Source organism: Brasilonema octagenarum UFV-OR1, assembly GCF_963888615.1.
Taxonomy (GTDB): Bacteria; Cyanobacteriota; Cyanobacteriia; order Cyanobacteriales; family Nostocaceae; genus Brasilonema; species Brasilonema sennae.
Window position 1 is genome coordinate 1 of sequence record NZ_CAWPKW010000170.1, and the last position, 20,147, is coordinate 20,147.

The following is a 20,147-nucleotide window of genomic DNA, read 5'->3' on the forward strand; positions in this document are numbered from 1 at the left end:
GGAGAGGGAAAGATTTTAGCGCCGATTCAAGCGAGGGTGAGGTTTTGAACGAGATATGTGTACACCGTAGCCTTGATAAGGGGGACGGCGTTAGCGGGGGGGTAAAATATATTGCAGCTATCGCTATACCACGCAAGCTATCACAAAGAAACGGTGTCAATATTGCTCTCTATTATACCTCAAATATGTGAGCGTAGGCTCATCTGGCTGGGTGAAACAGTTTCACCCACTTGGATCGCCTAAGTGCGTGAGGTTAAATTTTGTTAAAAAAGGGATTCTAGTACTAGAAAGCATTGATTGCACTAATTCACTCTAGTTAAGAGAAACCTATGAAACTTACAAAATTACTCGCTTCTACAATTGCTGTTGCTTCCGTTGTTCTTTCTGCAGGTATTGCTTCAGCTCAAAACGTTCCAACTCAAGAAACTGCAGCACGTGGTATGAACGGTAGCTACGTTGGTGCTGGTGTTTCTGCTGGCGTCACCAATGGCGGAAGACAAAATGATGCAGCTACATTAGGTGGAAACGTTCAAGGACGGTACGCTGTTCCTAATGCGCCTGTTTCTGTTCGCGGTTCTGTTTTGTTTGGTGGTGATTCAACCGCAATTATCCCAACATTAACATACGATGCCCCCATCGCGAAAAACACTAACGTTTACATCGGTGGTGGTTACGCTTTTCAGACTAATGAAGGTTATGCAAGCCAATTGGGAAATAAAAATGCACCTGTATTAACCCTTGGTGCAGAAACACAAGTTGCGAAAAACACCGTCATCTATGGTGATGCTAAGTGGGGTATTGACGCTTATAGGGGCAGTGATTCTGACGCCCTTAGCTTACAAGCCGGGGTTGGTTACCGCTTCTAATCCTTCATAGTCAGTAAAGAAGGATTCTGATGCGAAATCACAAAATGTATAGGAGTAGTGAAGCTTTTCCTCTGATTTCAGGAGCTTCACTGCTCCTTCGCTATTTTTGCAGTCATGAATACAAGTATCGGATTGAGCAACAAAATTGTATAACATGAAAAAGCATTCTATGATTCTGAATGTATTACCATGCTGCAAAATCCTGTCATTCGCGCCGCTGTTGCAATCAGTCTTGGCGCAATTGGTGGAGCGCTTTCGCGCTATTATCTCGGTTTATGGTTCAATCAGCTTCTTGGTACAGGATTTCCCTACAGCACACTGATAATTAACATCAGTGGTTGTTTTGTGATGGGTTTGTTTACCACATTATTAATAGGAGCATTAAGAACGATTTCTCTTGATACCCGACTGTTAGTCACCACCGGCTTTTTAGGGTCTTATACCACGTTTTCAACTTATGAGTTAGATACAGCCAAGCTGCTTCAACAAGGTAGCTTAGAAATTAGTTTGTTCTACTGGTTTTGTAGTGCTGTCTTAGGAATGGTATGTTTTCAGTTAGGAGTCATCTGCGCTAAATTTTTCCAGATTAGAAACGAATGATAATTCATCAGGATATCTGCAAATAGACTTGTGAAAAAATGACATCCAAATCTAAAACGAATCAAAATTTATATTAGTCTTCCTAACAAAATTCCCAGTTCTATACTAATCAACCCTAATAACGGACTACCCAACCAATAAAGTAAAGCAGTTTTATAGCCTCTAGCTTGTAACACATTTGAGGTATCTAGGGCATAAGTAGAAAAAGTAGTGTATGATCCTAAAAATCCTACAGTAACTAATAATTGCACAACCTGAGAAATCCCAAACTTGGATGTAAGGGTAGTAAAAAAACCCATCAAAAAAGCTCCAGTTATATTAATAAAAAAGGTTCCATAAGGAAATGCTGTCCCGAAGCGAGACGTAAAAAATAAAGTAAGATAATAACGACTTAGGGCACCTGGAATTGCTCCTAAGCTAATGGCAAGAATAGTAGAAATAGCAGAATTCATATAAGTCACTAACTGGTTGTTTTATATTTTTTTTAGTGCATTTAAGTCAAGTTATTCGTTTTCACACTTGAAGTTAGTGAGTTATAATATACAACTAATCTGGCAATATGTGAATGCTTTTATAAGATGCCCCTGTTCTAGCTATTTTTATCAGTTATCAGTTACCAGTTATCAGGCAGGAAACGGACTCGTCCACCCCTTGTTCACTGTTTACTGTTCACTGTGCACTGATTTAATGTTTAATATTCAAATTTAGAACATAACTTCCCACTAGGAGATCTCCCACCCACAATTCATATTCGATAGATAAATTCTCTGGCAAAGGGTGTCCGCTCACTGTTAGATGACGCGTAAAATTCCGCAAGCGAATAGGTTTATTTGGTTGTTGTGAATTTTGTTGTTCTAAATCATTTGGTAACCAATAGTAAGTGGTGCCAGAAACGCCCTGTTGCCAAATGTGACGGTAACTCATTTGAGCGTTACCTTGCATAGTCATGACGACTCGTTTTGGAGAAATCTCAAACCACAAGATTCGGCGACTGGTGTTGACATCAGCATTACTTTGCTCTTGGCTACCTATACTCTCTGGACTGAAAAAGTTTGTCATTTCACAATCTGTGACAGGTGGTGCAGTCAGTACTATATGGAATCGATTACGATCCTTCTGATGCAGTGTCACCGGAGTTTCCACAACAGACCAAATTGGTAGGTCTGCGGACATAAGTGATACAGATACTGACTTGCAATGATGAGTTATCATGGGAGTGATCAGGGGTAAAACAATATTAAAAAGATTTTCTTAATACACCTCTACTTATCTCATAGCTGAAAGCAAGAGTGACTTATGCACTAAATTCATTCTGATAAGTAAAGCCACATTGAAAAGCGTAAAATAGAGTCTTTGCGATTACTTAGCTCGACTCGAAACGTGGAGCGAATTAATGACATTTTACGTTTAATTAGGTTAAGCTACTTAACATCTGCTTCATCATGTTTGCAAAATGTCAAATATAGTAATCCGGTTTGGTTTATAAACGAACTCGTTAAGGTAGGGAACAGGGAACGCTTAACAGGGAATAGGGAACAGGGAACGCTTAACATAAACTGTACCTAGCTGAGCAAAAATCAAATAGGGATCTTATATATAGAATGTTAGGATATAACACACTTTTGTAAATGCTATGTCAAATCCATGACTGAGGTGTGACGATTTTGATGACAAGCGATCGCCCCTATATGGCACGGCTGAGGTTGGTACCACTGAGGTTGACATTGGCTTGGGAGATACCAAGGCTTACGATTTTTTGAAGTGCTTGAATTCTTGCCGGACTATTGGGCTTTCCCTCAGCAGCATCGATGGTTGCCCGAAGTTGGTTTATTTCTTCTATTTCTCTTGCAATAACAACTCTCACGAAAAGAGCTAAACTCAACAGAACAATCAAACCCAGTCCAATGAACTTGATTCGATGATTCCGTCTGTGTTTCAAGCTTCCTCCCTTAGCGTCTCGGCTCATAAAATAACTTTTCCTCAATTGTGATACTAAGTTGCCTATGTCCCAAGGGGACACGCTGAGTCGCAAGGCGACACGCTGCGCGAACGCGAACAGGGGGAAAAAAAACCGCAGAGAAACAGACAAAGAGATAGGGAGAGAGAAAATTCTCTGTATAAATGCAACGCGCGTATGACATAGCTATTTTGGCATCGCTTCTGTGTTCTTTGTCCCTACTTCTGCGGTGGCAAACCCAGCTTGGTACGAAACTCATCATCGTATTTCGGCTTTTCCCAATTCTTGGCAAGTTTAACTTGTTCAGGAGTCAGGTTTTTGGCACTGAGGTTGGCATCGTTGAGGTTGGCATCGTTGAGGTCGGCACCCCTGAGGTCGGCACGGATGAGGTTGGCAACGCTGAGGTTGGCATCGTTGAGGTTGGCAACGCTGAGGTTGGCACCCCTGAGGTCGGCACCCCTGAGGTCGGCACCCCTGAGGTCGGCAACGCTGAGGTTGGCACCGATGAGGTTGGCAACGCTGAGATCGGCACCGATGAGGTTGGCAACGATGAGGTTGGCACCCCCGAGATCGGCACCGATGAGGTTGGCACCGATGAGGTTGGCACTGCTGAGGCTGGCACCCCTGAGGTCGGCACGGCTGAGGTTGGCACCAATGAGGTTGGCACCAATGAGGTTGGCATTGATGAGGTTGACATCGCTGAGGTTGGCATTGATGAGGTTGGCATCGCTGAGGTTGGCATTGATGAGGTTGGCACGGCTGAGGTCGGCACGGTTGAGGTTGGCACCGCTGAGGTTGGCACCGCTGAGGTTGATATTGGCTAGGGAGACACCAAGGTTTACCATTTCTTGAAGTGCCTGGATTCTTGCCGGACTATTGGGGCGTCCCTCAGCAGCATCGATGGTTGCCCGAAGTTGGTTTATCTTTATCTCTCTTGCAATCACAACTCCCAGGTAAATAGCTAAACTCAGGGGAATAATCAAACCCAGTCCAACAAACTTGAATCGATTATTCCGTTTATGTCTCAAGCTTCGCTGAATAAAATCTTGAGCTAAATCCGATAACGTCAAGTTTCCAACTTGCTCTTGCTGAAATGCCCTTGCCTCCTTCAATGGTTTTCCCTGCAGTAAATAATCCTTCGCCTTTCCCCTCTCTCGCCACTCAATAGCCGCCGTCTCAATTTTGCGTTTTTGTCTGAGTTTGTCTCGGTTCTCATCGAGCCATGCTCGTAACAGCGACCAATGGCGAATCAGTGCTTCATGGGCAACATCAACCACCGCAACCTTACCGGAGTTCGCCCCTTTCTCAATTAAGGTGCTGGTGACAACTAACTTTGCATCAGCTAACTTTTGAATCACCTCCTCCACTAAAGTCGGCGATCGCTGCGATGTGACTAAATCTCGTTGTAAAACCCGCCTGCGAGTATCTTCTGTTCCTTCTCCTAGCTGTGTCAGTTCCAGAAAAATCTGCTTTGCTGTCACTTGCTCCTCAGTTGATAAAGACTCATAAACCTGATTCGCACGTTTTTGCAGCGTTCCCTTGACTCCACCTAGCCGCGTATATGTGGAGAGCGTTAATTTTTCGTCTTCTCGTTGTTGACAAATTTCTTTGAGTGTGTATTGCAACAACGGCAAGCTTCCTGGTGAACCTTCCACATCAGCAAGAATTTGGTTAACGAGTTCTGGCTCAACTTCCAAACTTACCTGTTTTGCAGGTTCGACAATCGCCTGTCTCAACTCTTCTGAGTTCATGGGCGTAACAGTCACCAAATTTTGCTGAATCTGCTGTGCCAGTCCGCTATACTCTTGCTCTGCGCACTTGCCAAAAAAATCCGCCCGCATCGTCAGCACCAAACAGAATTTATCGCCTGTCTTCTCCAAAGCACCCAACAGGCACTCAAAAAACTGCTGTCGTTCTGTGATGTCTTTGCACAGGGTAAAAACTTCCTCAAATTGATCCGCCACCAGCAGCACTCGCTTGCTGTCCGCAGTGTCAATCAAATATCTTAACCCCTCAGCTTTCTTGGCAATCAATTCCTCTGTTTTTGCTAACTGGGATGCCCGATCAATCCCTGATAACTCCGAATCCACAAACGCAAGTGCTAAACTTTGCAGTGGATGCTCACCGGGTTGAAAAATCTTGATTTGCCAAGTCTCACTACCGGACAACCGCCGCCCCAGCTTCAGCTGATATAGTAATCCTGCCCTAACGACACTCGACTTACCACTCCCAGATGCTCCCAGCACCGCTAGGAAATTCCCTGCTCGCACTTTTTCCAAGAGTTGATCTGTGAATGCTTGTCTACCGTAAAAATACTGAGCATCTTCTGGAGTGCAATCAAAGTATTGCAACCCCCGATAAGGACAAATGCTCGTGACAACTGAATGACTAGACTCAATATTTGGCGCTTTCCAAATGCGTGTTAGGTTAATTGCACCACCGGAATTAGCAAACAAGGGACGCTGGGGGAATGCTTGTAAACGTTGATTGAGAATAGAAATGAGAGTGTAATTTGTCACCCATGTGCCGGAATTGCGTTTGGGATCAAGTGCTTGCAATAAGGCGTCCGTCAGTACACTATGATTGCTACTAATCGTCTCATAAGCAACCTCAAACTCTCTTGATGCAGCGATAAAACACCTATCTCTTCCTTTTCCCCTATCCCCCGGATCGGCTTCGGCAAAATTCAGCAACTCACCACTGTAACAGCAATCCAACCAGATAATCTGCTGTTTGATTGGACTTTCTTGCAGTAGTTCGCGCAGCCATTTCAAGCGAATTCCCCAGTTTCCCAAATCTGGGTTGACATCGCTGGTAGCGAGAAAGCCTTCCTGAATTCCTTTATTTTTACGCAATCCATGACCAGAAAAATATAGCAGCGCAGTATCTGGAATATTTTTGCCTTCTGGCTTAAATAGTTGGACGATCGCTTCTTCGAGTTGAGTTAATGTAACTTGGGTTTTCTGACCAACGCGAATTGTGTTATTCTGCTTATCCTTAACACCAGGTAGGCGTTTGACGTTAAATTCGCCGTAATCTTGTAAGAGAGTGGCAATCGCCTCCGCATCTTGTGCAGGTGCTGTCAAAGCAGTTAAACGCTCATAACTATAAGTATTAATTGCAACTACCAAAGCGTCTCGGCTCATAGAAGACAGCTTCGCTCCAGTTTTATAGAGTTATTAAACAGATACAGCAATCCTAGATAGATCATGAACAAAAAATAGAAAAACGAACCGCAAAGACGCCAAGGACGCCAAGAAAAGAAAGAGAAGAGGAAGAAGGTGTTTACATCCTATTCAGGAAGGCTGTACGATATCGAGTCAATCTTTTCAGTATAAATACAGTAGTATTATGATAATTTATTTTATTCTTTGAAATTAGCAATTCTTGCTATGACTAAACTTACACCCATCCAGTTAGATGACAACACGATTATTTATATTGAAGCCACAGACGACGTGAACGTTCCCTTAGTTATCGCTGAAGAACCCGCAGAGGAAGAGGAAGAAGCACTGATTGACAAGGGAATCAGTCCGGAAGCTGTGCGCAAGCAAATTGTGCAAAATTTTCAGATCATTCATACCACGATTCGTGCTTACACGGTTTGTAGCCTGAATGCATTTAAGCAACTTCCCATCCCAGGAGTCAACAAAGTGACTTTAGAGTTTGGTATCGAATTGGGTGGAGAAGCAGGCATACCTTATGTGACAAAAGGGACTGCTAAAAGTAACTTGAAGGTTACCGTTGAGTGTTCATTTCCAAAGGAAATAACATAATCTTCTAACTCTGAGGTAATTCACCAAAGCGTTCGCGATAACGAGCTAACAACGCCTCCGCTTCTGCTGCAGCTTCCTCTGGCGTGGGGATAAGTTGTCCATCAACTGAGAAAAAACGCAATTGTTGCTGATGAATACGTGACATATGACTTGATACTTTTGACTTGTTTTGCCCTTACACCCTGCCCAGAGGGCATTGAAACTCTTACGAAATATTAAGGAACTTTGCATTTATGTCAAATCTGGAAACCATAGCGCGAAATTAGCCAAAAGAGCGTGATACCATTCTCTCGGTGAATGTCAAGATTGGGAGAAGACCTTTGACACTACGGGTTGCTGTTGTTGGGTCCGGTCCAGCTGGTTCGTCAGCTGCAGAAACGCTAGCCAAAGCCGGAATTGAAACCTACCTCTTTGAGCGCAAGCTAGACAATGCTAAGCCATGTGGAGGTGCAATTCCCCTGTGCATGGTGAGTGAATTTGACCTGCCGCCGAATATTATTGATCGTCAAGTGCGGAAGATGAAAATGATTTCACCCTCAAATCGTGAGGTTGATATCAATCTAGTAAATGAAGATGAATATATAGGAATGTGCCGCCGTGAGGTGCTGGATGGTTACCTGCGCGATCGTGCGGCAAAACTAGGGGCAAATCTCATTAATGCCACTGTTCATAAACTCGATTTTCCCACCAATAGTACAGACGCCTATACCATTCATTACCTAGATCATACAGAAGGTGGTGCTCTGGGTATTTCTAAAACTCTGAAAGTAGATGTGATTATTGGGGCAGATGGGGCGAATTCCCGCATTGCCAAGGAAATGGATGCTGGGGATTATAATTATGCGATCGCCTTCCAAGAACGCATTCGTCTACCCAAAGACAAAATGGTCTACTATGAAGACCTCGCAGAAATGTATGTCGGCGACGATGTGTCTCCTGACTTCTACGCTTGGGTGTTCCCCAAATACGACCACGTAGCAGTGGGTACTGGTACGATGCAGGTTAATAAAGCTCGCATCAAACAATTGCAAGCTGGTATCCGCGCCCGTGCTGCCCGTAAACTGGTTGGTGGTCAAATTATTAAAGTAGAAGCACACCCCATTCCTGAACATCCTCGTCCTCGTCGCGTTGTCGGAAGAATCGCTTTGATAGGTGATGCTGCTGGTTATGTGACCAAATCGTCTGGTGAAGGTATTTATTTTGCTGCTAAGTCCGGACGGATGTGTGCCGAAACTATCGTAGAGACGTCCAACGGTGGTAGCCGCATTCCTACAGAAGCGGATCTGAAGCTGTACTTGAAGCGCTGGGATCGCAAATACGGACTCACCTACAAGGTGCTGGATCTCCTACAAACCGTATTTTATCGTTCTGACGCCACCCGTGAAGCTTTTGTAGAAATGTGTGATGATCGCGATGTCCAACGTCTCACTTTTGACAGCTATCTTTATAAGACAGTTGTCCCGGCTAATCCCATCACTCAGATGAAAATTACTGCCAAGACAATTGGTAGCTTACTTCGCGGTAACGCCCTTGCTCCCTAAAAGGAACACGATAAAGTTGTGACAAAGATGACTGCGTCACTTTCACAATGAACAGTTATTTGTTATCAGCAAGTAGTTATCATGTCATCCTCTAAATGGATACAGGAAAATGCCAATCAGTGCTCACAAATTATTTTTTTATAAAAAAAACGCTGATTGAACTGATAACAGATGACTGTTCACTATTATCTGAGTATGAGTTTTAATTTTCTTTCATAAAAAAGTAATAAAATCGAAGCTGGATGATTTATTCTTAATACTAATTATTTTGTCAAACCCTTATCGATTGGTAATTCTAACCAAGACTCCAACAAAATTGCTTTGATAAGATTTTAAAAAGTTATGCAAAGATTTCACAAAAACTTTATTAATCTATTGGCAAAATTTCCACAAATTTATTAAGGTAGACTGGGTACTTATTTGAGAAAAGCTCCTGCATAGGAGTGAAAGCCTAGCCATGAAACTAAGTTCAGTTTTTGCTGCTGCTTTGTCTACTTTTGCTGTGACTTTGATCACAGCACTTGGTTTCTCCAATCAAGCTCAGGGTCTAACTATTTTAGGCAACTCGAGTGGTATCTGGGGAACACCTGATCCAGGGAGCAATACTGACCCGGTTTTTTCCGGTGTGGGAATGAACTCATTTACTTGGGGACGTCCTCATCCAGATGATTTTGAAAACAACTATGGAACTCCTGCAAATCAGCTAACCTTTACTGGAAATCCTTTTTGGGCAGACGATGTTGGTTCGCTGTTTAAGGTGGGCGATCTAGAGTACTACAATGGCAAGGTTGAGGAAAGCACGAGTGTTGATTCCGTGCCTTTAAATCTCACTCTATCATTCACTAATCCTGGTACTTTCAGGGAAGTTTTCAACTTCGGCTTTCAGCTAGTGAATACACCGAACTTAGGACAGAATCCTGAGGACGATGCAGATATTGTGTATATAAAGGACAACTTTAGTACTCGCAGTTTCAATTTTGAAGGAAACGAATATCAACTGAATTTAATTGGCTTTAGCCAAAACGGTGGAAATACACCTGTTAACAAATTTAGCGTTTTAGAAGGTGATAGAACTACAGCAGGCATTTATGCCAGAATGACTCGGATAACACCAGCAAAACAAACTCCTGAGCCAGCAGGTATTGTTGGATTATCAGTCTTAGGCATCTACCTTGTGACTCATAAGAAATCCTTGGGTGTAAAAAAAAGAATAGGCTAAGGTAAATTCACACGTAATTTACCTCATTTATAGCCAGGGCTTTACATCCCTGGCTATTGATTTTGGGAAAGTTAACAACAGGGCCAGGGCGTAGGTGAGACAGCGCTGCGGGAGGGTTTCCAACGCCAGATACCTCTGTCGGGAGACCCTCCTACAGTACTGGCTCCTCCGCAGGCGACTGCGTAAGCGTAAGCGCACGCCCAGAGGGCGAACGCGTAGCGTCTCCGCAGGAGATACCCGAAGGGGCGCAAGGGAGAGGAATACAGTCGGGGCTTGAACCTACGACTGATTAAAAGCGTCCAACTTTGGCGATATGGACGGGGCCTCAAACCCTTGCTCCACTTCGTTCCGCAGCAGGGGGGAAATAAGAGTTAATAGACGATCATTCTTTTTTCCCCATGCTCCGTTCGGCTGAGCGGAAGCCGAAGCCCTACTCCCTTCCCGCCTGCTTCTTTTGGTGAATAGTCCGTTCTCTGGAGTGCCTACAGCAGCGCCTTGCGGTGATTAAGCGTGCTGTGTGTCCGTTTGGGACTAACAAAGTAGCGTCTGTACAGGAGATACCCGCAGAATCAAACGAATTGGTTACACCACATACTATTGACACTCTCTCATTTTCCGTAGCGTAGAGTGTCAATTTTTTGAGTGAACAACTCAAGTGATAAGTCAATTGAGGCTAACAATCTATCTTGGGAGCGCAAGAATGAGTTTATCCTCTATCTACTGAAACCACGCCCCCTTTGGACTTGCTTCCAAACTGATATCTAAAGACACTTTTGGGCAAGTCAATCTATCAGCTTTGTGCAGAATCAGTATCTCGCTTATTTGGCTATTGTTACTGAACTCCTGATGTTGCAGAAGCACCTTCAGTTGACTGAGGTAAACTGGGCAACTCTAAGCAGTAACCTGCACCATAGACCGTTTTGATATAACGGGGATGGCGGGGATCAGGTTCTAGTTTGGTTCTCAGGTGGCGGATGTGTACGCGAATGGTTTCTATATCATCATCTGGATCATAACCCCAAACTTCCCTAAGAATTTCACTTGGAGAAACTGTCTGACCGTGGCGTTGTAGCAAGCAGTGTAGAAGTTCAAACTCCAAGTGAGTCAATTTTACGGTCTGAGTGAACCATATCGCCTCAAAGCGTTCTGGAACCAAGGTTAGCGGTCCATAGTTCAAAATCTCACTGTGCTTTGCAGCTTGAGGAATTCGATCCGTACGTCGCAAGAGTGCTCGCACCCGCGCCAACATTTCTTCAACCTCAAAGGGTTTTGTCAGATAATCATCTGCACCAGCGTTGAAGCCTTCGACTTTATCCTGAGTTTGGCTCAAAGCCGTTAACATCAACACGGGAATCTCGGCAGTACGCTCATCCCTCCGCAGGCGTTGGCAAACAGTAAATCCATTTACCCTAGGCAGCATTAAGTCGAGCATAATCAAATCTGGCTGTAGCTGGAGAGCAAGCGCCTGACCTTTGATGCCATCTTCAGCTTGGCTGACATCATAACCAGCCATTTCTAAGTTGACGGCAACGAGTTCTGAAATTGCGGCATCATCGTCTATGACAAGAATCCTCGGCATTATTAAAAATTTATTACTACTGATTAAGGATAATTAAGAACCTTTGGTAGATACAAAGATTGCTGTATTGATTATAAAAAATATTTTAAATCTAATATAAACATTAAAATTAAATGATTGTGGTGCTAAACCCAAACTATACTAAAAAACTGTCCTAATGTGTTACTGCTCTTACAGTCCACCGTGGTTTTTGCAAGACGGTACCGTCCAGACTGTCTACACCGCTTTGTGGGCTAGTCGTGATTGGGAACGTACAACACAAAATCCAGATCCGCCTTATGAAGAAAAAATATTTGTGGGTGCCAAAGGGGTTCCCATCTTTGGCTGGGTAGCCATCCCTGACAATGCTCATGGCACTATTGTCGGCACTTACGGCATAACAGGCGATTTGGATAACCAATGGTACCTCAAGCTATTGGGACGTAAAGCATATGATCAAGGGTATGCTGTAGTACTGTTTGATTGGCGTGCTCATGGTAAGACAGCTCTGTTGTCGCCAACGTTAACAAGTGACGGGTTGTACGAGGGAGAAGATTTTGTTCGGATCGCAGCAACTGCCAAAGCAATGGGATGCCCAGGAAAATTTTGGTTTATGGGGTATTCTCTGGGTGGACAATTGGCGCTATGGGCAGTTAAGGCTGCGGTGGAACTCCTCAAAGAAGATGCGGATTTAGGGCTAGAAGATAGCGAGATTGGAGGTGCTGCTGTTATTTGTCCAAGTTTGGATTCAAGGCGATCGCTTTCTTTTCTGGTCAAACATCCTGTGGGAAAATATTTAGAAAAATCGATCGCACGCCAGTTGAATAAACTCGCATGGCAAATTCACGACGCTCATCCTGGAACTATTGAGCCTGAAGCGATTCAAAGAGCTAACAGTATCTGGGGTTTTGACGACGAACTGGTGATTGGGCGGTTGGGTTTTCCCACAGTGGAAGCTTACTACGACGCAAGCAGTGCTTTACCACTTCTGCCACATCTGTCCAAACCGACTTTGATTATATACGCTGAAGACGACCCGTTCTTTGAACCAGCAATCATACCTGAGTTGCAAGCCGCTTGTGTTAGTAACTCCAAGATAGATTTGTTGCTGACTCGTTACGGTGGTCATGTAGGATATATCAGTAGTCAAAAGTGTCAGCGCCAAGCACAAGATCCCGATGCGTGGTGGGCGTGGAATCGGATTTTAGAGTGGATAAATCAGCACACAAAGAGTGTCAATCAGCCGATTTGAGAATGATGTACCCTCTCTAATATATGGTTTCCATCTAGGGTGTATCCAAAACAAGTCGTTTCCAATGAGTGACAACCTGAAAAACCAGGAGCACCGATATTGCAGCGCCCTAATAATATGTCGTCAATGAAAACTCCTATATATCTCAATGAAAACTCCTATAAATAAGACTGAAGTAATCGGTTTAGTTTAGATATGATATTATACTAAACGGTTTAGTTTGACAGGCAATGGAACCATAACTATGCTTGAACACTCGAACCTAGAGGGTTCATCTGAGCTAAAACCTACATTTCGTCTACCTTTTCTTTTAGTTATACTTGCAACTATAACATCAGGTGGTATCAGTGTTTATACAGTACAAAGATTTCAGAATGAGGCGAAAGCAGCAAAACAGCAAGCAGTACCTGTAGTACAAGTAACAACAGTAACAGCCCTAGGACGATTAGAGCCAAACGGAGAAATCATAAAACTTTCTGCACCAGCATCAGCAGAAGGAAGTCGGGTGGAACAGTTGCTTGTGCGGGAAGGAACTAAGGTGAAGCAAGGGCAGCTGGTTGCGATTTTGGATAGTCGCGATCGCCTGAGTGCAGCAGTAGCAGAAGCACAAGAACAAGTACGAGTCGCCCAAGCAAATCTTGCCCAAACCAAAGCGGGTGCCAAAAAGGGTGAAATAGACGCGCAAAAAGCAGCGATCGCTCGCCTGCAAGCACAACAAGACACAGAAGTTCTAGCACAACAAGCAACTATTGCCCGCTTAGAGGCAGAAAAGAACACGCAAATCGAGGCACAAAAAGCAACCATTGCTGAATTGCAGGCACAGCTAAACAATGCCTTGGCAGAATACCGACGCTATCAAACACTTTATCAACAAGGGGCGATTTCTACCTCGTTCCAGGATACCAAGCGCTTGACTCTGACTACAGCGCAGCAAAAAATAGTAGAAGCACAAGCAAACCTCAAGCGCATCGATTCATCCGGAGAACAACAACTGGCAGAAGCACGAGCAAACCTCAAACGGATTCAGACATCTCGCGATCAAGAACTCAACGAAGGTAGAGCAACCTTAGCTAAAATTGCAGAAGTCCGCTCTGTGGATGTTGCAGCAGCACAGGCACAAATAAATCAAGCCATAGCGGCTGTCAAAAAAGCAGAGGCAAATCTAAGACAGGCTTTTGTGCGATCGCCCCAAGAAGGAGAAGTCTTCAAAATTCATAGCCGTCCTGGAGAGTTAGTCTCTAGTGACGGTATTGTCGAGATGGGGCAAAACGCTCAGATGTACGCAGTTGCAGAAGTTTACCAAAGTGACATCAATAAAGTACGTTTGGGGCAACCAGTACGGCTACTCAGTGATTCTGTAGCGGGTGAATTGTCAGGGATTGTAGATCGGATTGATTCGCAAGTTCTACGGCAAAACGTGATCAACAGTGATCCCACAAGCAATATTGACTCCAGAATCGTGGAAGTGCACGTAAGACTTGATCAGCCATCCACCCTCAAAGCTGCTAAATTCTCGAATTTGCAAGTCAAGGCGGTGATTTCACTGTGATTGGACTGATAACCCAGCAAATTCAGCAACTAAGGGCGCGAACACCACTAGGATGGCTGCAACTGAGTCACGAAAAAGGGCGCTTTTTAGTAGCATTAGCAGGAATTGCCTTCGCTGATGTTCTCATGTTCATGCAACTGGGGTTTCAAAGTGCCCTGTTTAACAGTAACACCAGACTGCATACTGCCATGCAGGCAGACATTTTTTTAGTCAGTCCCCAAGGACGTAACCTGGCATATTTGACGACATTTCCTCGACGGCGATTATTCCAGGCGATGGATATACCAGGAGTAAAGTCAGCGGAGGGAATGTATCTTGGCTTTCTTGATTGGAAGAATCCGGAAACGCTTAAGAAAAGTGGAGTGCTTGTAATAGGAATTAATCCTAATAAGCCTACCTTTGATTTACCGGATGTTAACCGTCAATTAAATGTTCTCAAGCTACCAGATACAGTTTTATTTGACCGTGGTTCTCAAGGAGATTACGCCAAGATCATAGCCCAAATCGAGCAAGGGAAATCTGTTACGACCGAAATAGAACGGCGGACACTCAATGTTAGTGGCTTATTTAAAGTCGGGGCTTCCTTTATTGCTGATGGTAGTTTGATAACCAGCGACCAGAACTTTTTGCGACTCTTTCCTAGACAACAAGCAAACAGCGTGAATCTAGGTTTGATTCAGCTACAACCAGGTTCTGACCCACAGAAAGTATCAAATACCTTGAAATCTTATCTGGCGAGTAGTCAGGATGTCAAAGTCTTCACAAAAGAGGAATTTGTTCAATTTGAGAAAGACTACTGGCAAAAAAGTACTCCCATCGGCTTTATCTTTAGCTTGGGTGCAGCAATGGGGTTCACGGTAGGGGTGATTATCGTATATCAAGTCCTTTCTACCGATGTGAATGCACATATGAAAGAATACGCTACTTTCAAAGCAATGGGGTATCGCAACGCTTACTTGCTAGGAGTGGTGTTTGAAGAAGCAATCATTATGGCAGTATTAGGTTTTCTACCTGGCATCAGTGTATCCCTGGGACTATATGCTCTTACTCGCAACGCCACCAACTTACCAGTGTTGATGACAATAGCACGAGCACTTCAGGTACTGATGCTGACGATAATTATGTGTATGATATCTGGGGCGATCGCCACTCGTAAAGTCCAATCTGCGGATCCCGCTGATATGTTCTAAATTCGGCGTTGTACACAACCAGAGGACTCAAAGACGCACTGGACGCGGAGAATAACTAATGACTATGACGAATGAACCTGTTATCTCTATTCAAAATCTCAACCACTACTTTGGTAAAGGTCAACTCCGCAAACAAGTGCTATATGATATCAACTTAGAGATTAACGCTGGTGAAATTATCATTATGACAGGTCCGTCTGGTTCTGGGAAAACCACACTTCTGACCTTAGTAGGTGGGCTGCGTTCTGCCCAGTCCGGTCATTTGCGAGTGTTAGGACGAGAACTTTGTGGTGCGAATGCAGAACAACTCACACTGGCGCGACGCAATAACGGCTATATTTTCCAAGCACACAACCTGCACGGTAGCTTAAGCGCACTGCAAAATGTCAGGATGGGCTTGGAACTTCACAAGAGTATAACTCCAGCAGAAATGAAAAAACGCTCAGCCGAGATGCTAGAGTTGGTAGGATTAGGGGAGCGTCTCAATTACTACCCGGATGATTTGTCAGGAGGACAAAAACAACGGGTTGCGATCGCCCGTGCCCTGGTGAGTCGCCCCAAAATGGTTCTCGCAGACGAACCCACCGCCGCCCTTGATAGTAAGTCGGGTAGAGATGTGGTGAACCTAATGCATAATTTGGCGAAAGAGCAAGCTTGTACGATTTTGTTAGTGACTCATGATAATCGTATTTTGGACATAGCCGATCGCATTGTCTACATGGAAGATGGTAAGTTAGCGAAAGCTCCTGCTACCGTTGGATAGCAAGATATATAGCAGCCAACTTCATTTAAGATCACAATACACCCAACAATGCCTGCTTGAACTCCGCCGCACTCTTAAAATAAATTTCTGGCTTTTCCACCAACGCCAAATCAATAACCTCTGCCAGATGTTGCGGAATTTGTGCGTTTCGCGCTCCGATTGGCACGGGGTCATTTTGTAATACAGCCAGGAACCGATCACCGCCTGTGAAGTTGCGAGGGAAAGTTTCAGTAAGCATATAGTAAAGACAAGCAGCAGTAGCCCATATATCTACGTCTGGTTGGGCATATTTGAAGTTAAGCACCTGCTGTCGGGGCATAAAAACCGGAGTACCTGCTTTAGCGCCAGTGAGAGTTTGACCGCTTAAACCGGCTATGTCAAATGCCTTAGATAAGCCGTAATCGCCAATTTTAGTAACAACTTTTTCATCAGCCCAAGCAAGGAAGATATTACCCGGTTTGAGGTCGCGGTGAACTAAACCCCTGCCTTTGCCAAATCCGCCATCACCCAGTTTGACATAGGGAATTTCAGCATTGTGCGTGTATTCTAAACCGTCGAGAAGTTGTAGAGCAATCGGTACTGCTATATCAATAGATAATCGCCCACCCTGGTGGCGCATTAAATCAGATACACTACCACCCTCACAATACTCCATAGTAAAGAAGAAAATGTTTTCGGAGTATCCATAATCTATTAGCCGCACTACATTGGGATGTCGTAAAGCTTTAGTGTTTTCCGTCTCCCTGAGAAACATCTGTACAGCGCGTTCATTAGCAGCTACTGCTGGTAACATGACCTTCAGTGCTACGAATTTCCCGGATTGATTGTGCTGTGCTAAATAAACTTCCCCACATCCACCTTTTCCCAGCAATTTAACAATTTGATAACCGCGAATTGCAATTAGATTGTTGTCACCATCTTCCGCTAAGCCCAACAAGCGTTTAATAATTTCCAAAAAAATTGGCGGTTGTGTTGGGTTTTTGTTTAGATAAATGGTGCCAGGAGAAAAGTTGGAAATATTTATCTCGTATGGATCAACTTCAATACCAATTGTAAAAACAGTATTACCCAGTTTGATTTCGTCTCCATCCTGCAAGTCATACTCTGGAAATTGGAATTTGGCACCTTCTTCTGGAGTTTGGTTAGTTTGGCGCTGTCCAATTTTTTTTCCATTAACGTAAGTACCATTTCTACTGCCAAAGTCCCGTACCCGGATAGCAGGAGGGTTGATATCTAGCAAACAATGATAGCGGGAGATGGTGCAATGTTCTTCATCATCAGGCAGTTGGAGATTACAATCCATACTTCTACCGATGATACAGCTGGTGCGGGAGTCAAAGATAAATTGTTGTCCCTGAAGTTTGCCTTGGGTGACAGTAAGAGTGATTTTAGCTGACATGGGAAAATAATAGGCTTTGATATTGTTCGTCATTGCGGGTGAATTTTGACTTCTTTCTACTCGCAATGACTTCGTACTGCTTATTTGGCAACTGTGGGTTTTATTAACTGGTTAACGGTTTACCACACTTTGAGCAGAAATTGTTACCCAATGGATTTTTAGTCTCGCAATGAGTACAGATAACATAACCTTGAGGAAGTGCCGTTGACGGAGATGAAGTCTCTAATGTTTGATGCCCTTGGTGTGCTGTTGATAAACCATTATTTGAACCAATGGTACTAGTTCTCAGAGTCCTCAATACCTGAGGCATGACTGCATCGATTAATCCAGAACCACCATCATGAGAATTACTAACCCAGACCTCTGGAAGTTTAAGTTTGACTAACTCCTTCAGTTTTTCGATATCTAGCCAGCCTTCACGACCAATGATATCAATAGTTTCTTTCAAAATTAATAAGTCTATTTCACGTAGTTGTCGAACTCGTCCTACTTCAACCTCAATTCCGTATTTCGCTGCTATGGCATTAAGTTCTGCAATCTTCACATCCTCTTGAGCTTTAACCAAATCTGCTTGCTTTTTCGTCACGGCTTTTTCGTATTCAAGATTTTGGAGTTCTTTTTCTGTTTCTCGTTCAGCTTGTATGGTTATACGCATTTCCTGGGCGATTTTGCGATCAGTTAAAATCTTTTCCAGTTGTTCGGGTAGGTCAATCTCTCCAATCAATGTGTCAACTGCTTCAACTGCAAAATCACTGAGAGCTGATTTAATATAGTCTTTTGCTTGTCTTTGTTGGTCACTACGTTTGTCGAGAAAGTCAAGCGCCTCAGAATTTTGAGCAGAATTGCAGAAGTAATTGCTCACTGCTGGCTGTAGTACCTTTACAATAAGAGCTTTTATAGAGTTACTACCAGAGCCACCAACATTATTACCAACACGATAAATCATTGTGGGAGCATTTTCTTCAGCTACGCGAATAACTTGCGTTACTTCTATATCAAAACAAAATCCATCCTTAGAGCGCAGTTGTATAGCATGAAGGTTTGCATCGTAGTTTGTAGGTGGCTTTTTTTTGTTTGACCAGTCTAGCGCAATGGGAAGAGTTGGAACTATCTCTACATTCATCACTTTTGTGTTGATTACATGCTTACCAGGGGGGAGAGGGGTATTCCAAACTCCCTTGCATCCACGCTCAACTACACCAGCCTTATTCTCGGGAGGCTTGCCAACGTGGGAGATAATAACTCCAACTGTCCCAACAGGAACGTCAGTTAATTCTACTTGCTCAACTTTGGCAAACCAAGGATTTAGATTCCAAGAACCAGGTGGCAGAACCTCTTGTTGCAAACCTTTGCGTCCGCCTCCATCAAGAAATTTTTGCCCGTTTTGGAAGTTGCCATGATCTGCAACAGGCGAACCAGCAATCTCATCTGATTCAATTGAAATACCATCGTAAGTAGTGACAATGCCAATCTTCCCAGCTTCTACTGTATACACCTGTAAATTTTCAGGTTTCAGGCCATATTGGGTGGCATTAGCAGCAGTAATTACAGTAAATAAATCGGTGTTAATCCAATAGGTGCCAGCAGTTAAGATTGCTAGCTGTCTACCTTTTTGACCTCCATTTTCAATAAACTTAGACGCATCTTGAAAGTTATGGCAATCCACAACTTTGCCCAACAGTTGTTCTGGTGGCATGGGCGCACCATCTTCGGCAACGATTAGTCCAATTTCTCCTGGAGGAATATTAATTACTGGTTTCTTATAAATGTGAAACAATTCAGTGTTAATCCGGTAAGTGCCAGTTGTTAGAATGGCCAGCTGTTTACCCTTGTGACCCCCATTTTCAATAAATGCACCGGCATCCTGAAAGTTGTTACATTCAACAACCCTACCAAAAAGTTGCCCAGGTGACATAGACGCACCATCTTTAGCAACGACTAGCCCAATTGCATCAGAGTAAACTTTGATTGGTTTTTCTTTGCGAATGGTATACATCCAAGGAAAATAACCCCAATGTGAACCCGGGGTAAGAATTTTCGCTTGGGGACCAGCTTCTTCTTTAAAAGCTATCAGCTGACCAGCAGGAAGTTTAGGGGAAAAAGGATTAAGGTTAAATTTCTTAATCACAATCCCAACTTCATCGTTAGCAATTACTACAACTCCTCTGGACGAGATAACCGCAAATACAACAACTCCGAACACCAAGAAAATAGCAAAAGTTCCGCCCAAAGATATTCCCGCAGTTCTCATGGGCTGATTGATTGAGTTTCCTGGGCTAGTTTGTAGTGATACCGTAGTTGGAGTCTGAACAAACAGCAGATTTGGGGGTTGTTCTACTGAAGCAGTTGTTAATCGAGGATTCACTGAATCGATATACTGACTCATGATAACAATGCTGCCTAGAGCCATTGCACTCTTCACTAGCAGACCGACAAATAGCTTTGCTTTCATAGTGATGCTATTCTTCCTGACTATA

General features: G+C 43.7%; 18 protein-coding genes. 10 read left to right on the forward strand and 8 right to left on the reverse strand.

Features of this window, described 5'->3' with window-relative positions; translation table 11 throughout:
* The 3 genes from AC5590_RS11815 to crcB (AC5590_RS11825) form a co-directional block, all read left to right on the forward strand.
* The coding region (locus AC5590_RS11815; protein ID WP_211178338.1) for a hypothetical protein at positions 1 to 191 on the forward strand (191 nt) is incomplete at its 5' end.
* A 138-nt stretch (positions 192 to 329) separates the two neighbouring features.
* The gene (locus tag AC5590_RS11820; protein WP_169263980.1) at positions 330 to 866 is read left to right on the forward strand and encodes an outer membrane beta-barrel protein; all 537 of its coding nucleotides are present in this window, start codon (positions 330 to 332) and stop codon (positions 864 to 866) included.
* Between the two features lie 189 nt (positions 867 to 1,055).
* Complete coding sequence (gene crcB, locus AC5590_RS11825) at positions 1,056 to 1,466, forward strand: fluoride efflux transporter CrcB (protein ID WP_169263981.1); 411 nt, start codon at positions 1,056 to 1,058, stop codon at positions 1,464 to 1,466.
* 68 nt (positions 1,467 to 1,534) lie between these two features.
* Here the strand turns inward: crcB (AC5590_RS11825) and crcB (AC5590_RS11830) are convergent, their stop codons facing one another.
* From crcB (AC5590_RS11830) to AC5590_RS11845, 4 genes are all read right to left on the reverse strand, one after another.
* On the reverse strand, positions 1,535 to 1,918 hold the full coding sequence (gene crcB / locus AC5590_RS11830; protein ID WP_169263982.1) for a fluoride efflux transporter CrcB: 384 nt from the start codon (positions 1,916 to 1,918) through the stop codon (positions 1,535 to 1,537).
* Between the two features lie 232 nt (positions 1,919 to 2,150).
* Positions 2,151 to 2,678: a hypothetical protein gene (locus tag AC5590_RS11835; protein WP_169263983.1), complete on the reverse strand. Its 528-nt coding sequence runs from the start codon at positions 2,676 to 2,678 to the stop codon at positions 2,151 to 2,153.
* Positions 2,679 to 3,150: 472 nt separating this feature from the next.
* Entirely contained in the window at positions 3,151 to 3,432 is a 282-nt protein-coding gene (locus AC5590_RS11840; protein WP_169263984.1) for a hypothetical protein, read from the reverse strand.
* Positions 3,433 to 3,641: 209 nt separating this feature from the next.
* Positions 3,642 to 6,569, reverse strand: a complete 2,928-nt coding sequence (locus AC5590_RS11845; RefSeq protein WP_169263985.1) for an nSTAND1 domain-containing NTPase — start codon at positions 6,567 to 6,569, stop codon at positions 3,642 to 3,644.
* A gap of 246 nt (positions 6,570 to 6,815) precedes the next feature.
* On the opposite strand from AC5590_RS11845, the gene AC5590_RS11850 reads away from it, so the two are divergent.
* Positions 6,816 to 7,199: a CU044_2847 family protein gene (locus AC5590_RS11850; RefSeq protein ID WP_169263986.1), complete on the forward strand. Its 384-nt coding sequence runs from the start codon at positions 6,816 to 6,818 to the stop codon at positions 7,197 to 7,199.
* A 4-nt stretch (positions 7,200 to 7,203) separates the two neighbouring features.
* On the opposite strand, the gene AC5590_RS11855 is transcribed toward AC5590_RS11850, so the two are convergent.
* Positions 7,204 to 7,344: a hypothetical protein gene (locus tag AC5590_RS11855; protein ID WP_246162577.1), complete on the reverse strand. Its 141-nt coding sequence runs from the start codon at positions 7,342 to 7,344 to the stop codon at positions 7,204 to 7,206.
* A 175-nt stretch (positions 7,345 to 7,519) separates the two neighbouring features.
* Between AC5590_RS11855 and chlP the strand changes: the two genes are divergently transcribed.
* Positions 7,520 to 8,740, forward strand: coding sequence for a geranylgeranyl reductase (chlP, locus tag AC5590_RS11860; protein ID WP_169263987.1), 1,221 nt, complete (start codon positions 7,520 to 7,522; stop codon positions 8,738 to 8,740).
* Positions 8,741 to 9,197: 457 nt separating this feature from the next.
* Positions 9,198 to 9,959: a choice-of-anchor K domain-containing protein gene (locus tag AC5590_RS11865; RefSeq protein ID WP_169263988.1), complete on the forward strand. Its 762-nt coding sequence runs from the start codon at positions 9,198 to 9,200 to the stop codon at positions 9,957 to 9,959.
* A gap of 832 nt (positions 9,960 to 10,791) precedes the next feature.
* Here the strand turns inward: AC5590_RS11865 and rpaA are convergent.
* A complete protein-coding gene (gene rpaA / locus AC5590_RS11870; protein ID WP_169263989.1) occupies positions 10,792 to 11,538 on the reverse strand; it encodes a two component system response regulator RpaA in 747 nt (248 codons plus the stop codon).
* Between the two features lie 157 nt (positions 11,539 to 11,695).
* On the opposite strand from rpaA, the gene AC5590_RS11875 reads away from it, so the two are divergent.
* The 4 genes from AC5590_RS11875 to AC5590_RS11890 all read left to right on the forward strand — a co-directional run bounded on the left by AC5590_RS11875 (position 11,696) and on the right by AC5590_RS11890 (position 16,271).
* Positions 11,696 to 12,769, forward strand: coding sequence for a YheT family hydrolase (locus AC5590_RS11875; RefSeq protein ID WP_169263990.1), 1,074 nt, complete (start codon positions 11,696 to 11,698; stop codon positions 12,767 to 12,769).
* Positions 12,770 to 13,013: 244 nt separating this feature from the next.
* Complete coding sequence (locus AC5590_RS11880; RefSeq protein ID WP_169263991.1) at positions 13,014 to 14,318, forward strand: biotin/lipoyl-binding protein; 1,305 nt, start codon at positions 13,014 to 13,016, stop codon at positions 14,316 to 14,318.
* Complete coding sequence (gene devC / locus AC5590_RS11885) at positions 14,315 to 15,508, forward strand: ABC transporter permease DevC (protein ID WP_169263992.1); 1,194 nt, start codon at positions 14,315 to 14,317, stop codon at positions 15,506 to 15,508. Before AC5590_RS11880 ends, devC begins: the two co-directional genes overlap by 4 nt.
* 64 nt (positions 15,509 to 15,572) lie before the next feature.
* Positions 15,573 to 16,271, forward strand: a complete 699-nt coding sequence (locus AC5590_RS11890) for a DevA family ABC transporter ATP-binding protein (protein WP_169264034.1) — start codon at positions 15,573 to 15,575, stop codon at positions 16,269 to 16,271.
* Positions 16,272 to 16,302: 31 nt separating this feature from the next.
* On the opposite strand, the gene AC5590_RS11895 is transcribed toward AC5590_RS11890, so the two are convergent.
* Both AC5590_RS11895 and AC5590_RS11900 read right to left on the reverse strand, forming a co-directional pair.
* Positions 16,303 to 17,670 carry a protein kinase domain-containing protein gene (locus AC5590_RS11895; RefSeq protein WP_169264035.1) on the reverse strand — a complete coding sequence of 456 codons (1,368 nt, stop codon included), beginning with the start codon at positions 17,668 to 17,670 and terminating at the stop codon, positions 16,303 to 16,305.
* Between the two features lie 103 nt (positions 17,671 to 17,773).
* Positions 17,774 to 20,122, reverse strand: coding sequence for an SPFH domain-containing protein (locus AC5590_RS11900; protein ID WP_169263993.1), 2,349 nt, complete (start codon positions 20,120 to 20,122; stop codon positions 17,774 to 17,776).
* Between the last annotated feature and the right edge of the window lie 25 nt (positions 20,123 to 20,147).